This window comes from Shimia sp. W99 (assembly GCF_053851455.3).
The window spans coordinates 1029105-1047380 of the sequence record NZ_JBSQBU020000001.1; the positions used below are offsets into that span (position 1 = coordinate 1029105).

The 18276-nt window shown below is 60.7% G+C and carries 7 protein-coding genes; 4 read left to right on the forward strand and 3 right to left on the reverse strand.

Going from position 1 to position 18276, the window contains the following annotated elements; all coding sequences use genetic code 11:
* Nucleotide 1: 1 nt before the first annotated feature.
* Nucleotides 2-2425, reverse strand: a complete 2424-nt coding sequence (locus ACS3QZ_RS05015) for a GcvT family protein (RefSeq protein WP_456036844.1) — start codon at nucleotides 2423-2425, stop codon at nucleotides 2-4.
* Nucleotides 2426-2693: 268 nt separating this feature from the next.
* Between ACS3QZ_RS05015 and ACS3QZ_RS05020 the strand changes: the two genes are divergently transcribed.
* Nucleotides 2694-5111, forward strand: a complete 2418-nt coding sequence (locus ACS3QZ_RS05020) for a GcvT family protein (protein ID WP_456036845.1) — start codon at nucleotides 2694-2696, stop codon at nucleotides 5109-5111.
* 83 nt (nucleotides 5112-5194) lie between these two features.
* The gene (locus ACS3QZ_RS05025) at nucleotides 5195-5782 is read left to right on the forward strand and encodes a nucleotidyltransferase family protein (RefSeq protein ID WP_093094306.1); all 588 of its coding nucleotides are present in this window, start codon (nucleotides 5195-5197) and stop codon (nucleotides 5780-5782) included.
* Here the strand turns inward: ACS3QZ_RS05025 and ACS3QZ_RS05030 are convergent.
* Both ACS3QZ_RS05030 and ACS3QZ_RS05035 read right to left on the reverse strand, forming a co-directional pair.
* Nucleotides 5779-12540 (reverse strand): CHAT domain-containing protein, encoded by a 6762-nt coding sequence (locus ACS3QZ_RS05030; protein ID WP_456036846.1) that lies wholly within the window; start codon nucleotides 12538-12540, stop codon nucleotides 5779-5781. The two genes, ACS3QZ_RS05025 and ACS3QZ_RS05030, sit on opposite strands and share 4 nt — an antisense overlap.
* Nucleotides 12541-12586: 46 nt before the next feature.
* On the reverse strand, nucleotides 12587-14260 hold the full coding sequence (locus ACS3QZ_RS05035; protein WP_456036847.1) for an alpha/beta hydrolase: 1674 nt from the start codon (nucleotides 14258-14260) through the stop codon (nucleotides 12587-12589).
* A 206-nt stretch (nucleotides 14261-14466) separates the two neighbouring features.
* Here ACS3QZ_RS05035 and ACS3QZ_RS05040 point away from each other — a divergent pair, with 206 nt between their 5' ends.
* Together ACS3QZ_RS05040 and ACS3QZ_RS05045 are read left to right on the forward strand one after the other, a co-directional pair.
* Nucleotides 14467-16533: a mechanosensitive ion channel family protein gene (locus tag ACS3QZ_RS05040; RefSeq protein WP_456036848.1), complete on the forward strand. Its 2067-nt coding sequence runs from the start codon at nucleotides 14467-14469 to the stop codon at nucleotides 16531-16533.
* Nucleotides 16534-16650: 117 nt separating this feature from the next.
* Nucleotides 16651-18252, forward strand: coding sequence for a hypothetical protein (locus ACS3QZ_RS05045; RefSeq protein ID WP_456036849.1), 1602 nt, complete (start codon nucleotides 16651-16653; stop codon nucleotides 18250-18252).
* Nucleotides 18253-18276 lie beyond the last annotated feature (24 nt).

Here is an 18276-nt window from a genome sequence, read left to right on the forward strand (position 1 = left end):
ATCAGGCGCGCAATTTTTCACCCTTCGGATCAAACGGTGGCTCGGACAGGATTACCGCACGATGCGGGCGGCCAAGCACCATGACTTCGACCGCGTCCCCCGGTTCAGCATCCTTGACGAACCCAAGTGCGAGTGACATGCCCACACTGTAGCCATAGGCACCGGACGTCACCCGCCCAATTCCTTTGCCATCCTTGAAGATCGGCTCGCCACCTGTGGCATCCGCGTTCGAGGCACTGACCTCTTCTTCTTCAAGGTGCATTAGAACCAGCTTTTCCCGCGGCGCTTTCCCAAGCGTTTCGGCCACCGCCGCCTTGTTGAGGAAATCCTTGTCCATCTTGCAAAGCCGTTCCAACCCCACTTCCTGGAGCCAGTATTCCGGGCTGTATTCCCGACTCCAGCTACCATACCCCTTTTCAACGCGCAAACTCATCAGGGCGCGGCTACCGACCGGCCCCGCGCCAAAGGCTTTCCCGGCCTCCAGAAGCACTTCATAAAGGCGTAATTGGTCTGCCACCGCGCAATGCAGTTCCCAACCAAGATCACCGGTAAAACTCACCCGAAGCGCCATGACCTCGACCCCAGCCATCTCGATCCGTTTCGATCGCATGAACGGGAAGTCGTCGGTTGCCAGCGACGAATTGGTCAACCGTTGCAACAGCTCTCGTGACTTTGGCCCGGCCACGTTGAACCCGCACACGCTGTCGGTCAGGCTTTCAAAAATCGTCCCCTCCGGCAAAGGCACCGCATCAAAGAAGCGTTTGTGATAGCGTTCTGCCATGCCCGAACTGACAACCCAGAATTCATCTTCGGCCAGCCGCGTTACCGTCGCGTCCCCCGCAATCCCACCACGCACCCCGATCAACGGCGTCAGGCACGAGCGCCCCACCGCCTTGGGCATCCGGTTCGCAAAAACCGCATTGAGCCAGTCCTCGGCCCCCTGCCCCTTGACCCGATACTTGGCAAAATTCGAGATGTCGATGATCCCGGCCCGATCGCGCAACATCCGGCATTCCGCGCCCACCGGCTCCCACCAGTTCTGCCGCGTGAACCCGTTGGTATCGACCACGCCCGGCTGATCGGCAAACCACAAGGGATGCTCCCAGCCATAGTTCAGCCCAAAGACGGCACCCATCTCCTTCTGCCTCTCATACGCGGGTCGCGTACGCAGAGGCCGCCCCGCAACGCGCTCCTCGTTCGGGAAATGAATGGCAAAACGGTGCGCATAAACATCCCGCACCTTGGCCTTCACGAACTCCCGGTCATTGGCCCATTCCCCAAAACGGGCAACATCCCAGGCGAACATGTCATAGCGCATCTCGCCCTCGACGATCCAATCCGCCACCATAAGACCCATACCCGCCGACTGGCTGAAACCTGGGATGATGCCGCCGCACATGAAATAGCCCTTCTTCTCGGGCACCGGTCCAAGGATCACGTTGCTGTCCGGCGACCAGATCATCGGCCCGTTGATCACCCGCTTGATCCCAGCCGTGCCTACCACCGGCACCCGGTCAATTGCGCGCATCATGTTTTCTTCGATCCGCTCAAGATCATCCGGGAACAGGTCATGCGCAAAGTCGAGCGGCGTGCCTTCCTCTGCCCAGAATCGCATGTCGCGCTCATAGGCACCGATAAGCAGCCCCTTGCCTTCCTGTCGCAGGTAATACTCGCCGTCACGATCCGCGACCGAGGGAAGTCGACGGTCCATCGCATCAATCTCGGCAATGGTCTCTGTCACGAAATACTGGTGCTCCGTGGGCTGCAGGGGCACTTCGACCCCGGCCAGTCTTGCAACCTCGCGTCCCCAGAGTCCGGCCGCGTTGATCACCCAGGGCGTCGCAATGTCCCCTTTCGGTGTGCGCACGATCCAGCTGCCATCGGGCTGCTGCTCGGTTCCTGTCACCGGAGTAAAGCGATGGATCTCCGCGCCGCGCTGACGCGCACCCACCGCATAGGCATTGGTCACACCCGACGGGTCGACATTGCCACCATCCGGCTCCCACATGATGCAGCGAATACCGTCGAAATTGACCAACGGGTGCAGACGCTCAGCCTCATCTCGACTGACTTCACGGAAGTTCATCCCATAGAGCTTGGCCTTGGCTGCCTGAAGGCGCAGCTGATGTTCCCGATTCTCGGTCTGCGCCAGATAAAGCGACCCGGGCCGGAACACGCCGCAGCTCTGCCCGGTCTCGGATTCCAGCTCATCATAAAGCCGCATGGTGTAGTGCTGTAGACGGCTGATATTTGCGCTGTCATGCAGCCCGTGGATATTGGCCGCCGCATGCCACGTGCTGCCGCTGGTCAGTTCATTGCGCTCAAGAAGAACGACGTCCGACCAGCCAAGCTTGGTCAGATGATATAGGATAGAGCATCCGATGACACCGCCGCCAATCACGACGGCCTGAGCATGGGTCCGCATTTGCGCCTCCGACCTCAAGAGTTTCCCCAAGAGTTACGCCGCCTGCCACCATGAAATTGCCGGATTGCGACACTTCTCGTCGCCAGCCCACAAGCCGCAAACAATATTCGACCTGCCCGTTCTCATTGGTCACAAATACCCAGTTGCACGCTCTGGTGCCCCTTCCTGCCAATCAGGCTCATTCGAAACGACACCTATTGTCGTTTTCAGACTTGCCGCACAGTCCACTTTGGCCGTTTCATGATCAAAACCATCCCGGAGGTCTCCCATGCAAACCACCACAAGAGTGGCCGTGATCGGCGGCGGCGTTGTCGGCTGTTCCGTACTCTATCACCTCACGAAACTCGGCTGGTCCGATGTCATGCTGCTCGAACGCTCCGAGCTGACATCAGGTTCAACATGGCATGCGGCGGGCGGGTTCCACACCCTGAATGGCGACACCAACATGGCCGCACTGCAAGGCTACACGATCCGCCTCTACAAGGAACTGGAGGACATCACCGGCATGTCCTGCGGTCTGCACCATGTCGGTGGTGTGACGCTGGCCGACAACCAGGATCGCTTCGACATGCTTGTTGCCGAGCGGGCCAAACACCGCTTCATGGGGCTCGAAACCGAGATCGTCACCCCCGAGGAAATCCGCAAAATTGCCCCTGTCACCAATACGGACGGCATCATCGGCGGGCTTTATGATCCGCTCGACGGCCACCTTGATCCCTCCGGCACGACCCATGCCTATGCCAAGGCCGCCCGCATGCGCGGCGCCACGATCCAGACCCACACCAAGGTCATCGAAACGAACCAACGCAGCGACGGCACCTGGGATATCGTCACCGACAAGGGAACGATCCACGCCGAACACGTAGTCAACGCCGCGGGCCTGTGGGCGCGTGAAGTGGGTGCAATGGCCGGAATCTACTTTCCCCTGCACCCAATGGAACACCAGTATATCGTTACCGATGAAATCCCGATGATCGCCGAGATCATCGACGCGGGCGGCGAACACCCCCATGTGATGGACCCGGCCGGTGAAAGCTATCTTCGGCAAGAGGGGCGCGGCCTCTGTATCGGCTTTTACGAACAACCCTGCCGTCCCTGGGCGGTCGACGGCACGCCCTGGGATTTCGGCCATGAGCTGCTGCCGGATGATTTCGACAAGATCGAAGACAGCATCGCCTTCGCCTACAAACGCTTCCCCGCTTTGGAAAAAGCCGGCGTCAAATCCGTCATCCACGGCCCTTTCACCTTTGCCCCGGACGGCAACCCGTTGGTCGGTCCCGTACCTGGCATGCGCAACTATTGGTCCGCCTGCGCCGTCATGGCCGGCTTCAGCCAGGGCGGTGGCGTCGGTTTGATGCTTGCGCAATGGATGGTCGAAGGCGAATGCGAACGCGACACCTTCGCCATGGACTGCGCCCGTTTTGGAGACTGGATCACCCCCGGCTACACGCGCCCCAAAGTGATCGAGAACTACCAGAAACGCTTCTCTGTCTCCTATCCCAACGAAGAACTCCCTGCCGCGCGGCCCTTCCGTCAAACCCCCATGTATGATCTCTTCGACCGCATGGGCGCCGTTTGGGGCCATCAATACGGGCTCGAAGTAGTGAATTATTTTGCAGAAGGGGGCGAACCGCGTTTTGAAACTCCGTCGTTCCGTCGCTCCAACGCCTTTGCCGCCACCGCGCGCGAAGTCTCGGCCGTGCGAAATGGCGTGGGCATCAACGAAGTGCACAATTTCGGCAAATACCTCGTTACCGGCCCCGATGCCCGCAACTGGCTGGATCACATCATGGCAGGCCGCATCCCGAAACCGGGCCGCCTGTCGCTCACACCGATGCTCTCACCCAAAGGCCGCCTGATCGGGGATTTCACGGTGTCCTGCCTCAGCGATGAAGCCTTCCAACTGACCGCATCTTACGGCAGCCAAGCGTATCACATGCGCTGGTTCGAACAGAACGAGGCCGATGGCGTCAAAGTCGAAAACATCTCCGACCGTCTCAACGGCTTCCAGATCGCGGGCCCCAAGGCACGCGAAGTTCTGCAGGCTTGTACCCGTACGGACATGTCCGACATGCGCTTCATGGACCTGCGTCACCTCACGGTGGGCATGGTCGACTGCCTCGTGCAACGTGTCAGCTACACCGGCGATCTCGGTTTTGAGATCTACTGCGATCCGATGGCCCAACGCAGCCTTTGGGACACACTCTGGTCCACAGGCGAACCCCTTGGCATGAAGCCCTTTGGCATGCGGGCAATGATGTCGTTGCGCCTCGACAAGTTCTTCGGCTCATGGCTCAGCGAATTCTCTCCCGACTACACGGCAGCAGAAACCGGACTGGACCGCTTCATCTCTTTCGCCAAGAACACTGACTTTATCGGTCGCGCCGCTGCCGAAGCAGAACGCGAAAACGGACCCGCGCGCAAACTATGTGCCTTCGTGGTTGATGCCGACGATGCAGACGTCAACGCCTATGAACCCATCTGGCTTGACGGTTCGGTGGTTGGTTTCTGCACCTCCGGCGGCTACAGCCACCACGCGCAGAAATCCATCGCCATGGGCTTCGTGCCCACGTCACAGGCCAAGGCCGGGTTGAAGGTTGAAATCGAAATCCTCGGCGCCATGCGCAACGCTACGCTGATCACCGACCCGCTATTTGATTCCGACGGCGCCCGGATGCGGGGCTGATCCGCTCTTCATTTTGCCAAAAATACTCCCACCGGAGGCATCCTCCCCTTGCCTCCGACGCAACACAGGCCAATCATGCTTACATGCTGACCATCCTGCTCCTAGCCGCCGGACGTTCCTCGCGCATGCGCGGCGCGGACAAGCTGTTGCAGGACGTCAACGGAACACCGCAGATAGCAACCATGGCCAAACGGGCGCAGGCCACCGGTTGTCCCGTCGCGGTCTGCCTGCCACCCGAACCCGGTGAACGGCACGCCGCTCTGTCGGGCCTTCCGGTTTTGCGGGTTCCTGTCGATGACGCCGATCTCGGCATGGCTCATTCCATACGCGCCGGGATCGCTGCCCTGCCCGCTGACTGCACCGCCGCGCTGATCCTGCCCGCGGATATGCCTGAAATCACCAGAGACGACCTCATGACCATGATAGAAGCCCATAACGCTGCGCCCACCGCGCTGCTGCAAGCCACCAGCGCCGACGGCATCCCCGGTCATCCGGTGATCTTTCCCGAAAACTGTTTTGGCGCGCTGAAGCGGATCAGCGGCGACACCGGCGCCAGACCCGTGCTGCGCCGCTTTCAGGGAGAGACACAGATGATCCCCCTGCCCGGCACCCACGCCCTGACTGATCTCGACACCCCCGAAGACTGGGCCGCGTGGCGCGCGCGGCCCTAGGGTTTGCCAAACAGGGCCATCCCCGCCCAATAGCCGGGCCGTGCATGTTTGCCGCCCGCTTCGATCATGCCCCGCTGCGCGGCGCGCAAGGCCGCCGCATTGCCTTCTCCTTCCATCTTGGAACTGTAGAAAGACTCAGCAAGCGTGCGTGTCGCGGCATCATCCACCTGCCACAGCGTCGCAATCACCGCCGGCGCCCCGGCATGCGCAAAGGCATGGGCAATCGTCCTGTATTCGAGTCCATCGGTCCCCAACCCACTTTCACATGCGGACAGGAACACGAGTTCCACTTCCTGCATGGGAAGGGTCATGATCTGGGGAATGCTCATCCGCGTGTTGTCGGCCAGAAGAAGATAACTGTCCTTGGGTGAGCGATGATCCAGCTTGCCATGCATCGCCAAATGCACGAACCGCGCATCCCCGGCATAGTCGAGCAATTCTTCGTAGGTTGCCTCCTCTCCAATCCTGAGTTCGACAATGTCTTCGCTCAGGATCTCGGCAATTTGCTCGGCCTCTTCGCGCGCGTGGGGCAGACTTCCGTCAGGGTCACCAAACACCACATGTGAGAACGCCGCCGACGGCACCGCGTCTATCATCATGTCGACAGCGTAAAGGCTGGGCGCGGTGGCCAGATCGAAATGCGAAACCGCATATTGTGGCCCCTGCTCCGTGATCTCGCGCACCAGCGCGGCAAAGGGCAAATAGGCCAGCGCTCCGTTGGGCGAAACCACCAGCGTCGTTCCGTCTGGAACGTCATGCTCGATTGGACGCAACAGCGCTTCGTAAAGCCAGTGCAGCCCCGCCTCGAGCGCAGCGGCACCGGTCTCAACCGTCGCAACCGCCGCCGCCGTGTCTTCCAGAGCTTCTGCAGCGCGCGGTGCATCCTCGGTGCTGGCGGCCTTGCCGACCTTGGTGCCAAAGCCACGCAACTGCCCCCGCGCCTGCGCCGCCATCGCACCAACGACGCTTTTGACCTGTGCCTCCAGGTCGCGCTTGGAGAGGGTCACGGTCTTGAGAACGGCCCCCTGCGCCCCCACAAGGTTGATGTAAAGGGCTTCGTCCGTGGGCAGGTATTGCGCCACCATCACGTCATCAGGCAAACGCTGACCAAGCGCGCGCAGGTCCAGAGGATTGAGTTGCAACATGTTGAACAATGCCGGCTGGTCCCTTTCCAGACGTGCCAGGATAGCAATGTCGCGCTGGCGCGCCTTGAGCAGCTTTTTCTCGATCTTGCTCGCCTGCGGCGCGCCCGAAGCCTGTGCCAGGGTCAGCTGTTCCTCCAAGGCCACGATCTGCTTGCGTGACTTGCGGAAAGCAGTGGCAACCTTGCCTGCCTCACTGTCCTCGGGAAGCGCGTCCAGCAGGATATCGTTGACCTTCTGCATCTGGTCCTGCTCCAAAGCAGAAAAGGCATAATCCCCCCGCTGCTCCGAAATCAGGAAAGACTCGGCCCCAGCGCCCTCCGGGTCATAGATCGTCAGCCCGAAATCCGTCCCGACATAGACCCGGCCTCGCGGATCGGTCTCGATCGCATGCACCGTGCGCGCACCGTAATTGGCTAGGTCAGCGCGCGGCAAAATCCAGTTCAGGCGATCCGCGTGGAACCAGGTCCCCGCCTTGTAGGCCACCACGCCACCTGCCGAACCAAACAACCAAAGGTCCTTGCCCAATCGCGCGCCCTCAGTGCCCAGATACAACGCGGGCTGCACGTCCTTCAAAGCAAGATAGGAACTGTCCTCAATCCGGTCGTACTCATCCAACGCCCCCTTGCGCAACCGGGCGAACCCGCCTGCGGTGCCCGCAATCGAGAGATCATCATCAATTCGCGTCAAACTGCGCAAGAACCAGCTGCCCAGAACATCTACATCGGCCTTCACGAACTGATCGCCCCGAAGCTCGAACAGCCCCCCGATCATGTTGCGGTTGCGATAGGTACGATGCCCTTCGTTCGACGCGACCAAGAGAATGCGTCCATCCGCATGTTCATGCATCGCGTACAACATGTCCGATCGCACCGGATAATCAGGGTCATTCAGGAACATCGAATACTCCCGTGTTTCTTCCCCCTCGCGCCATCGGAAGACGCTCGCCCCCGCCACGGCCCAGATCGTGCCGTCGCTTGCCGCCAGAATGTCCTGGATTTCGGCATATCGCGGTCCATCCGGCCCGGTCTGCTCTGCCGAGAACAATTCTCTTGGGCTGAGCGAACCGCGATCGAACCGCAATACCGTCAGGTCATCATGCGTGATCAGCGCGCCATCCGGGGCCGGTTCCAGAATGCGGGCATTCACGCCGGAAAAATACTCTGCCTCCGCGCTGTCATCGGCATGATCCACCACGTCGATCCCGTGTTCCAGCGCGACGTAAGTCACCCCAAGCTCAGGATCGCTGAGCAGGTCGTGAACCCTCGAAGTCGTTGCATAAGTGGCCTGCCCGCGCACGATCCCGGCGACCCCTTGCGACGTGATCATGTAAAGCCGACCATCACGTTCATGGGCTTTCTCAATGCCCACGGGTCGATCTGCTCCAGGCTGGGAAAAACTCTCGAACACCCCGTCGCCCATGACGGCCCCGCCCCGATCCGTCAGAACCGCCAGCGCTGTTTCGTATTCATCGAGCGCCAACCGCGTAAGACCAAAGGGAACGTCGCTGGCTTCGATGGTTTCCTGCCCCTCGACAATGCGGGTTTCAAGCAACTCCGTCGCGGAATTGTCCCAGGGCGCCTCCATCAAGGTATCGCCACGAAGAACAAAAAGCCGCTCCGACCATTCGTCCCCCAAGACGTCACGGACATGAAAGTTGGTCAATATGCGGCGGGTGTCGTCTGACTGCCACCACATCCCGTCGCGCCCCATTGCCAACCAACCGCCGTCATGCGCACGCAGCCGCTCGACCGGTGTGGACTCGACCATGGCATGCGCAAGCGTCTCGATATCTACCTCAGCCAAACCGGTATTGGTGCCCACGGCGACCGCTCGTGCATTGACCGCGAGCGCGTCAACACTCCCAGCGGGGAACCCGTCTTCACCACTCCGCCAAAGCCTTGGCGGCGCGTCATAGTCGCCCTCCAGCATGAAGAGACCGGACCGCCCCCCAAGCCAAAGCCGTCCCTTTTCGTCCTCCACGACCGCCGACAGGTTGGACGATCCGCTCAACTCGGACACATCCGCCGAGGCCGAGAATCGCTCAGCTTGCGCATCATGGCCAAACCACTCCCAGAACCCGCGCCGAAGCACGGCAAATCCCTTGTCGCTCACCACGACAACGTCCCCGTTGCGCCGCACAAGAATGTCGCGCAGCCGCACGCCCCGCTCGCTCAGAACCCGGGGAAACACCTCATCCGTGCGGTGCATCCGCCAGAAGCCGGGATTTGTCAGGTGGGTTTTCTTGAGCCAACCCACATCGGACAGCACCCGCAAGCCCCCCTGATCCATCTCGGCCCGCAGCCGGGCCAACGCTCCGATCGTTTCGGGGTCCTGAGGGGACAATGATCCGATCCAATCGCGCATTTCTCCCCAGACCTGCCAGATATCCCGTGGCACACCTCCGGGCCGCGTCCGGATCATCAGCCCACGCCACAGGCGTATCGCTTCGATGACCTGACGATGCGCCGCCGGCAGGTCATCCGCAGAGATATCCTCTTGGTCGGCCATGTAGGAAAAGCCAAAGAAAACCTCGCTCAGTGTGCGTTCTGCCTCGCCCATGTGATCCGGGTGATCGGCCACCTTGTCCAGCAAGGCGCGCGCCAGCGCAAGATCGGCGTCGACCCTCTCCGAAAATGCCAAATCAGGTGCATTCCACACGTCAGCCTGCGCCGCGCGCAACGCATCCAGTTGCGGATCATCAGCACTCAACCCGGAAAAATCGCCCAACTGCACTTCGCGCAGGGTGCGAGCTTGGGTGCTCAATTGACCAAAGGCCGCGTTGATCCTGCTCGACAAGCCAAACCCGCTCTCCGATCCATCGTCCATTACCGCATTGACGCTGGCGATCTCGCCGCTGTCATCATAAGTGACGTCCAGATGCCCCATGCCAACCACGATAATCCGCGTCGGTTTTCCAAGATCGCCATATTCCAGCGTCAGTTCGCTCCCGTCGGCCACCCGCATTGAGGTAATAAGCCGCTCCAGCCCGCCTTCCCCTTGCGGTGCATAGCCCAGCTCGATTCCGGCGTTGCGCCCGATTTCCATGGCCTGCAAATAACCATCTTCAGTATAGCGCACTTCGCCGGTGACGGCGCCCAGCCGGAACCCAAGCAACCGCCCTGTGACCGGATGATACCGGCGCTCCCATTCCAGCCCGTCCGGGCGAATCTGAACGACGCTCATCGTCTCGAAATCGAGCGATTTGACTGTCAGCTGTTCGTTGCCGGTGTCGGCACGCGCCCGTTCGAACCAGTTTACATAGCGTAGCGAGTTCGAAACCTGCGTCCCTCGGTTGTAGCGGGTGTCAAAAAAACGCTTATGCGCACCCAATGTCCCATAGGCGTTCTCGGTTTCCTCATCGACATCCACATTCGGATCCCATCGTTTGGCCCGGTCCAACAGGCTAAGCGCGACGACAGGCGATCCGCCGTACTTGTTATGGCGAAGTGCCATCTCCTTGAGCCGTTTGGACGATCGCGGCTGGCGATCGAGGTACCGATGGAAATAGATCAAAGCCTGCGCGTCATTGCCAAGGTGCTCTGCAGGAGCCGCGGTAAACAGATGCGCATAGGAATCCCGGTCATCAGGGTGCGTGTCGATCCTTCGCAACGCGGCAAAGGTCAGTTCTCGAGAAGCTCCGGCACGGCTCAGCAGATAGTAGCGGTACTTCCAGTAATCATCGAGACCTATCCCCAGGTCACGCGCACGGTCGAGGTCGTCGCTCGCCGGACCAATCAGGGACAGATCGTGGGCATGGTTGTTGAGCAACGCGTCGTCGATCTGGCGACCTCGCTCGGCATAGACCAACGCAATTTCGGAATCTGGCGCCCCTGCGGCCAGCAACCGCTCGATCTCACTCTGCAAGCGGTCCTGCACAGCCTGCCAGTCGGACGGGTTCTCCTTCGCCATCGCCTGCGCGAGTTCCACGACCGGAAATCCACTTCGCGGATTCTTGTTGATCGCGATTTCCCACGTCTCAAGCACCGGGACGCTTGATTTGATCAACTGAAGCCATCCGTTTTTTTTGTATGGGTATCGGCCAAGGAATTGGGCCATCAGATCGCGCGCACCGGCGTCCCCAAGCGTCGCGCGCGCATAATCCCCCAAACGATCAATCCGCCAGTTCGAAGCCGGATCTTGCATGACGATGCGCTGCATCTCTGCCAAGGCCTCGTCGGTGCGTCCAAACTTGTTGAGCGCCCAGGCCGCATTGCCCTGCAACCAGGAGGCCTCGGGCAACTCCTGTTTGAAGATCTCGTGAACCTCGACGAGGTCATCCTCGCGCTCAAGATCAAGCAAAGCTTCGTGCCAATAATTCAGTACGCCGTCATTGGGCAACCCGCCTGCCGCACGATACCGAGCGACCGCATCCAAAACATCACGCGGCCGGCCCGCCGCGTCCAGCGCGCGCGCAAATTGGTTGGCGGCCTCATAATGGGTTGGGTGCTTTTCCAACACCGGCGCCAATGTCACAACCGCCTCGTTGGGAAAGCCCTCCTGACGCAAGGCCGTGCCAAACAAGACACGAAGCAGATCATCTTCCGGCTCTGTCTCAAGCGCCTTGATAGCAACTTCACGCAACAGGCCGTATTCCCCCGCATGGGTATAGATCCGCAACAGGGCCCGCGCCGTGCGCCCCAGCACGGCTCCTTCGGGTTCAACACCGATCGCCCAGTCGCGCGTTTCCCTCACAACCTCGTCAAACCTGCGCTGGGCAGCGAGCACCCGCCCAATCCGCACCTGAGCATCCCGGAACGGATAGACCGTCTCTTCTTGCCGGAACGACCCAAGCGCCGCATCCAGATGCTTGAGTGTCTCCTGCTGATAACCAAGACGCCGCAGCGCGTTGGGGTCCTGTGGCGCCTGTTCCAGCCAGTATTCGGACAAGGCCAGCCGATCCGCTGCCGTGTCATCCGGTCGCGACAGCATCCACAGGATCAGTTTACCGGCAGGTGTTTCTTTCAGTTCGGGTCGCCCATCAAGCCATGCCATCGTTCCTAGGGGATCACCCGGCGCATAGTCGCCAACAAGATAGGCCGCGCCGAAATCTCCCGGAAAATGCTCCACAAGGCGCCGCCCGATCTGGCGACAAAGCGAAAAGAAATCCGTCGCACAGGCGGCATAGGCCACCTCGTAATCCAACCAGTAGTCCGGCGCCGGGCGTGCAAGAATGTCGTCGGCCAGCCCCACGAGCAGACCGTCGCGGTCCGCCTGTTCATAGGCAAACCCGCGCGCTGCCAACCCAAGGGTTTCCGAAAGGTCCATCGGGATTTCAGGCAAGGTATCGGGGGTCAGACTGCCCAGCTTCCACTGCGCCCAGCTCCACACATGCGGGGCATAGGCGTGCGGCGCATCTGAGCGCATGTCCGTTTCAGTCGCCGTGATCAGCCCGCGAAACTGCCCTGCGTTCTTGAGCGCGATCCACTGGCCGATGCGTGCGTCTGCCGCGTCAGCGTTGGCCCCGACAAACGCGCCTTGCAACTCCCTGACATTCGGTGCGATATAGATCCCTTCCGCTGACACCGCCCCCGTAGGGTCAGGTTCCGGTGCCGCGAATGTCCCCTGTGTTGTCAGGACAAATACCGACAACGCCGCCCAGAATGTCTTTTTCATTGCAAGTTCCAATCGTTCCAGTCTTCCGGCGCGCTCGTTGGCGCGCCTACTCCCCCAAACGGGCCTCGACCACGTCCAGCACACCCAGCCAGAAATCCATCCGGTCACCCGGTGCTTTGTCAAAGCGCCGACGCGCCTCCTTCAAAGCATCTCCGCCATAGTTCCGGATCAGATCACCCGCTGTGCGGATCTGTTCTACCGGGCACCCATCAGGGCGAACATCCCAGACATTGCCTCCCGCTCCGCTTTCACGCTCGGCCACGCCACAACGCTCACGCGGAGCCCATCCAAGCCGCACCACGCCAAGAATGTCACCCAGCAACTGAGGGGCGTCACCGAAATAGGAATGTCCGAGGGAATCCGCCTCGATTTGCGAGGCATCAACCGTGTCCAGCCCGGCAAGACGCACCACATCCCCATTGGCATCACCAAGCCGATAGCCGCCGTTCACCCGGCGCGACACCTGCAACGCCAGATCATGCCGCGAGGCATAAAGCGTCACGCCATCCGCCTTGTCCCGAATACCGCCGAACCGCGCCTGAAACTCGGCCCGGTCGACATCGGGTGCCGCAAGGATCAACTGCCCGATACGCCTGTCCGGGTTGCGCAACAGAAAGGTCTCCAACGCCTCGAGCGTATAGCGGTTGCCCATGGAATGCGCGATGATGTGCAGCTTCCCATTCCCACGTGTGGCCATTTCCAGGAAAGCTTCCATCGCCGGGCGCGACGGCACGACATTGTTGGAGTCGCTCAGATATCCATAAAGCGACGACTTCGAGGGCCAGCTATAATACATCGCCTGCCCCGGAAATTCGAGATCGAACGCCAGCTGCGCCGCCCTGAGCGCACCGTCATGGAACGTCACGTTATACCCGTGTACGAACAAAATCCGGTCCTGATCACCACAGCACCCTTCGGCAAAGGCATCACGGGTCAGTTCCTGCAATCCGGCCAGAACCACATGTTTGTCCGGATCGAGGTGATCTGTGAAAAACCAACCTTCCGGACGTTCGATCAACCCGGCCAGATGCCCCGGCGGGATCGTCACCGTTAGGGTTCCAACGCTCAATTCGCCAAGCGCGGTACCATAAAACTGCGCGGGATCTTTTGATCCGGTCGCAACCCGGTTGGTGCCATACCAGACTTCGACAGCCGTCGGATCGCCCTCGGCCCGCATCGTCTTTTTCAGAGGCGGCCTAGTCGGTATCGCCGCACGCAACTGGGCGATCAGCGGCAGAAGGTCTGGTTGTAGCTTTTCCGCCCGCGGTTCCAGCGCGTCAAGCCGCGCAAGCAGGGCCGGGTTTTCCGCGCCAAGTCGCGCCTCGGCCGTGTCATAAGCGGCCAGCGCATGCTGAAGCGCCTGTTCTTCCAGCCCCAGAAGGTCGAACGCCGCCACCAGAAGATCCAGCACCTCGGTCAACCTCGGGTCAGCCCGTTCCAATTGCACGCCCAGAGGTTCCAGATAGGCACGCGCCCGCGCCCCGTCACCCGCGTCCAAGGCTGCACGGCCAAAAACCAACCTCAGGTCGGGATCCTCGGCTTCTGCCAACATTCTATCCGCAATCTCAAGGGCAGCCTGCGGATCGCTTTTCCGCGTTTCTTCAAATTCTGCAAACGCCTCAAGCAGGGCCACTTGCGGCACTTTCGATACGTCCTGAGCCGCCGCGATACTGGCGCCGACAACCCCAAGGATCAGCGCAAAGGCCTTAACACGTTGCATCAAGGAATCCCCCCAAGTCCGGTTCCCGTTCAATGCCATTTTCATGGAAAACACCTGTTCAAAAAGACCCGGATCCGGGCCACTGCGCGTCCTCCTGAAGGAACGCTAACACGCAGCCCCGCGATGGCAAAACAGTTTATCTTGTCCCATCAAAGGTTTGTGGTTAGCGTTCTGACATCGGGACGGAATATGGGGACACTCGGAAAATGCGCCTAATCATGCTGGTGCTGGCTGTGCTGCTGCCTGTGGGCGCCGCGCTCGCCGCAGAAACGACACCCGAAATCTCCACCGACGACTTTTTCGGAAACACGCTCGCGGTTTTTGACCTTCTGACAACCGCCTCCGCCCGCGCCGCGCTTCAGCTGGCAGGTTTGGTCGATGATTTCGGGCGGTTCCCCTCCGAAGTCGCCCTGTTCTTCGAACGGCTCGATGCCAGCGGCTTTTCGACCCTCGGCCTGTTGTGGCGCTCTGCGTTCTACCTCGGACTTGGTATCATCGCAGAGTTGCTGTTTCGCACCATCCTCAACCGCATCAGTTTTTCCCGCAATCGCGACGGCAGTATCCGCCTTGGCCATCGCCTCGGTTGGCTGGGCGCCAATCTCGTTGGACTCTTGATCTTTGCTGTGTTGGGCGGCTGGCCGCTCCTGATGAGCACGCAATCCGACCCCGTCGCTCAAACCGTCGTCGTAACCTATCTCACGGCCATCCTCGGCGTACGGCTCTTCGCAATCGGCACGCGACAGGTTCTTGCCCCCTTCAAGCCCGAGATGCGCCTTGTCATGTTGTCAAATGCGGATGCCCGTCGCCTCTACTGGCACGCGCTTCTGATCGCCGCCTTTGCGATCTTCTTCGTCGTAACCGCAACGCTGTTCCAATCAGGCGGCATGGAGCGCAACGCGATCCTGATCTTCGTTCTGATCACGCGCACCCTCATTGCGATGGCGGTCATCCTTGCCTGCTTTGCCAATCGCCGCGCCATTGCCGGTTTCTTTCGCCAGGGGTCCGATGGGCGCGACCGGGGGCGTGGATGGTCGTCCTTTGCCAGTATCTGGCACCTTCTGGTAAGTTTTTACGTGGTGGTCTCATGGTTCGCTGCTTCAATCCTCCTGCTGCTGGGCCGGATGGAAGCAAACCGCCTCGCGGTGCTCAGCTTCTTTGCCCTCATGGCGCTGACCGCCGCATGCCTTGCGCTTGATGACTGGGCCGCGCGCGTGGATTCCCGCGCACCCGAACGCGAGAAACATCCAGACATGCCAAGCTTTGCCCAGTTCTTTGCCCGCCTTGGACGGGCAAGCGCCACTGTGATCACGCTTCTGGTGCTGTTGCGCCTCTGGAGCGGACCGTGGTCCGGCTTTGTCACGGGGCGCGCCGGGGCGGTCGTGCCGGCCCTTTCGCAACTCTGCGTCACCCTGTTCATCGCCTATGTGCTGTGGCAACTTGTTGCCATCGGCTCGGAACGCATGCTTCAACGCAGTGCTTCGCAATCCGGGGAAACCGACGCGGTGCGCCAGACACGCGTGGCCACGCTGCTCCCGCTGATCCGAAATATCACCCTTGTCGCCATCGCCATTATCGCAGGCATGATTGGCCTTTCGGCCATCGGTGTCGATGTGCTTCCCCTCTTTGCCGGGGCCGGTGTGTTGGGGCTCGCCATCGGCATGGGCAGCCAGACACTCGTACGCGACGTGATTTCAGGCGTGTTCTTCCTGCTGGATGACGCGTTCCGCGTCGGGGATTTCGTCGATACAGGTGTGGCCATCGGCACCATCGAACGCGCGGGCATTCGAAGCCTCGGCATCCGCCACACCGAGGGTGCGCTCCACACGGTACCGTTTGGCGAGATCAAGACGATCTCGAACCACTCTCGCGACTGGGCCATTTTCAAGATGGACTTCCGCGTGCCTTTCGACACGGACACGGACAGCCTGCGCAAGAAATTCAAGGTGCTGGGCCAGCAGCTAAGCGAAGACCCGGTGCACGGTCATCTCTTCGTGGAACCGCTCAAATCGGCAGGTGTCGTGCGCATGGACGAGAGCGCAATGATCGTCCGCGCCAAGTTCAAATGCCGCCCCGGGGAACAGTTCCAGCTCCGCCGGGTGGTCTACGAGGCGGTCCGCCGCATGTTCCGTGAAGAAGGCATCGACGTCGCCGTGCGCGAAGTCCGGGTGCGCGCCACCAATGCCATCGAAAGCAACAGTACAAACGCGGGTGCAAGCGCCGAGGTTCTTGCCGAAGCGATCCAGGCTCAGACAAACCCCAGCGACGCACCCTGAGCCATCAAGCTGCCCCTGCCCACCCCGCCAAACGGGTACGAATCCCATTTTTTTCTGGCTGAAATCACCTGCCTGTGCCAAGATCACCGAAAAAAGAGCGGTTAAAAAGTACAGGTTATGTCAGGCACTCCCTCCCTGTTTCTGGGACAAAAATATTGCGACGCGCTGGGGCTTCAGTTCGAGTCCACCTTCCACTACCAGTTCGTTCTTTCCCCGTCTGAACGCGCTCTGCCCGGCTTTGGCCGGCGACCCTTTGCAGATGGCACCCTCTACCTGTGCCCCGACCTTCCCCTGTGCGAAATCACCTCGATCGAAGGCACACCGCTGGGACTGGTTCTTGGTCATGCAGTCGACGCCGAAGGTACGCTGCTTGCGGCCCGCCACCGCCTTGACCTTTCCGAATATGACGACGCCCTTGACGACAAGCTCCAGGACTGGGTGCGTTGGCTGAGCGGCCGCTATGTCGTGCTGCTCGATCTTCCCGGCACCAAGCCGGTACGACGGGTCTATCACGACCCCGTCGGCTCTTATGGTGTCGTTTACGACCCGGAAACCCGGACATTGGCCTCAAGCCTGCTCCTCTGTCTTGACCGCGACATCGACCCAAGCCCGAATTACCGTCTGCATGACGACATCATGGCCGATGAACCGCTTGCGGCCCTTCTGCCCGCATTCGATCCAAACCTGCCCCCCGGTGGCTTCGGTTTTGGCGAAACCTGCGATGCGCACGTGCGCCGTCTTCTCGCCAACCGATATGTCGATCTCTCCGATTTTACCGAGCACCGTTTCTGGCCCGGTGAAGAAGATTTCGCCCCGATGGACATGCGCGAAGCCGCCGAAATCGTGACGCACCGCATGCGGCAGCTCATGGCGGCCTTCTGCAACAACCTGTCGGGTTATTTCGCGATTTCCGGCGGGCGCGATTCCCGCATGTTGCTCGCGGCCTGTCCTGATCTGACCGACTCCGGTATCCAGCTCTATTGCTACGCCAACAACTATATCACCACGCTTGATCTGCGCGTGGCCGAGGAACTGGCAGCCCTTGTCGGCCAGCCAATCCTCGCACAGGTTCCCGACGATGGATTCCGGGGAAGCTTCCTGCCGCGCAAACGCCGCGCCATTCCACTGCGCCACCGCTTCGCGGTCGCTTCCGGGCTGATGCACATGGGGGATGACTGGTGGCAACGCGGCTTTGCCCGCAAACTTGATCCGGGTGGCGTCTGGCTGCGCGGCAACTTCCTCGAGATTGCCACCGCCCGCTGGTGGCCCCGCCGGGCCGAATCCTATGAAGAACAGATGGAATTCACGCTGGAACGCATCCGCATCGGCCTTGGCGATGACGCGGATCGCGCCCGCAAGATGGTCCAGCTCAAGGAGTGGGCGGCCAGCTTCGACTATGATTTCGAACGCCATTTCCACGATTTCACTTACATGGACCTGACCACGGCCCCACCGCAGGCCAATTTCCATGGCTATAACCGGCAATTCTATGTCGCACCGGGCAGCGATCGCCTGATTTTCAAGACGTCGATGCGGGTGGATGGCAAACAACGGATGCGCACCAAGTTCTACAATGAGATCATGGAACAGCTTGATCCCAAGATGCACGCCGTCCCGCTGGCGCGCCCCGCGGCCTATCAATCGCGTCAACGCGGCGTGAGCGCGACCGAGTATCTCGAAGAAAAAATCACGGCCTACCGCGCGGCACAAAGCGCCTGACACAATCGCCGCGCCTCGGCGCAA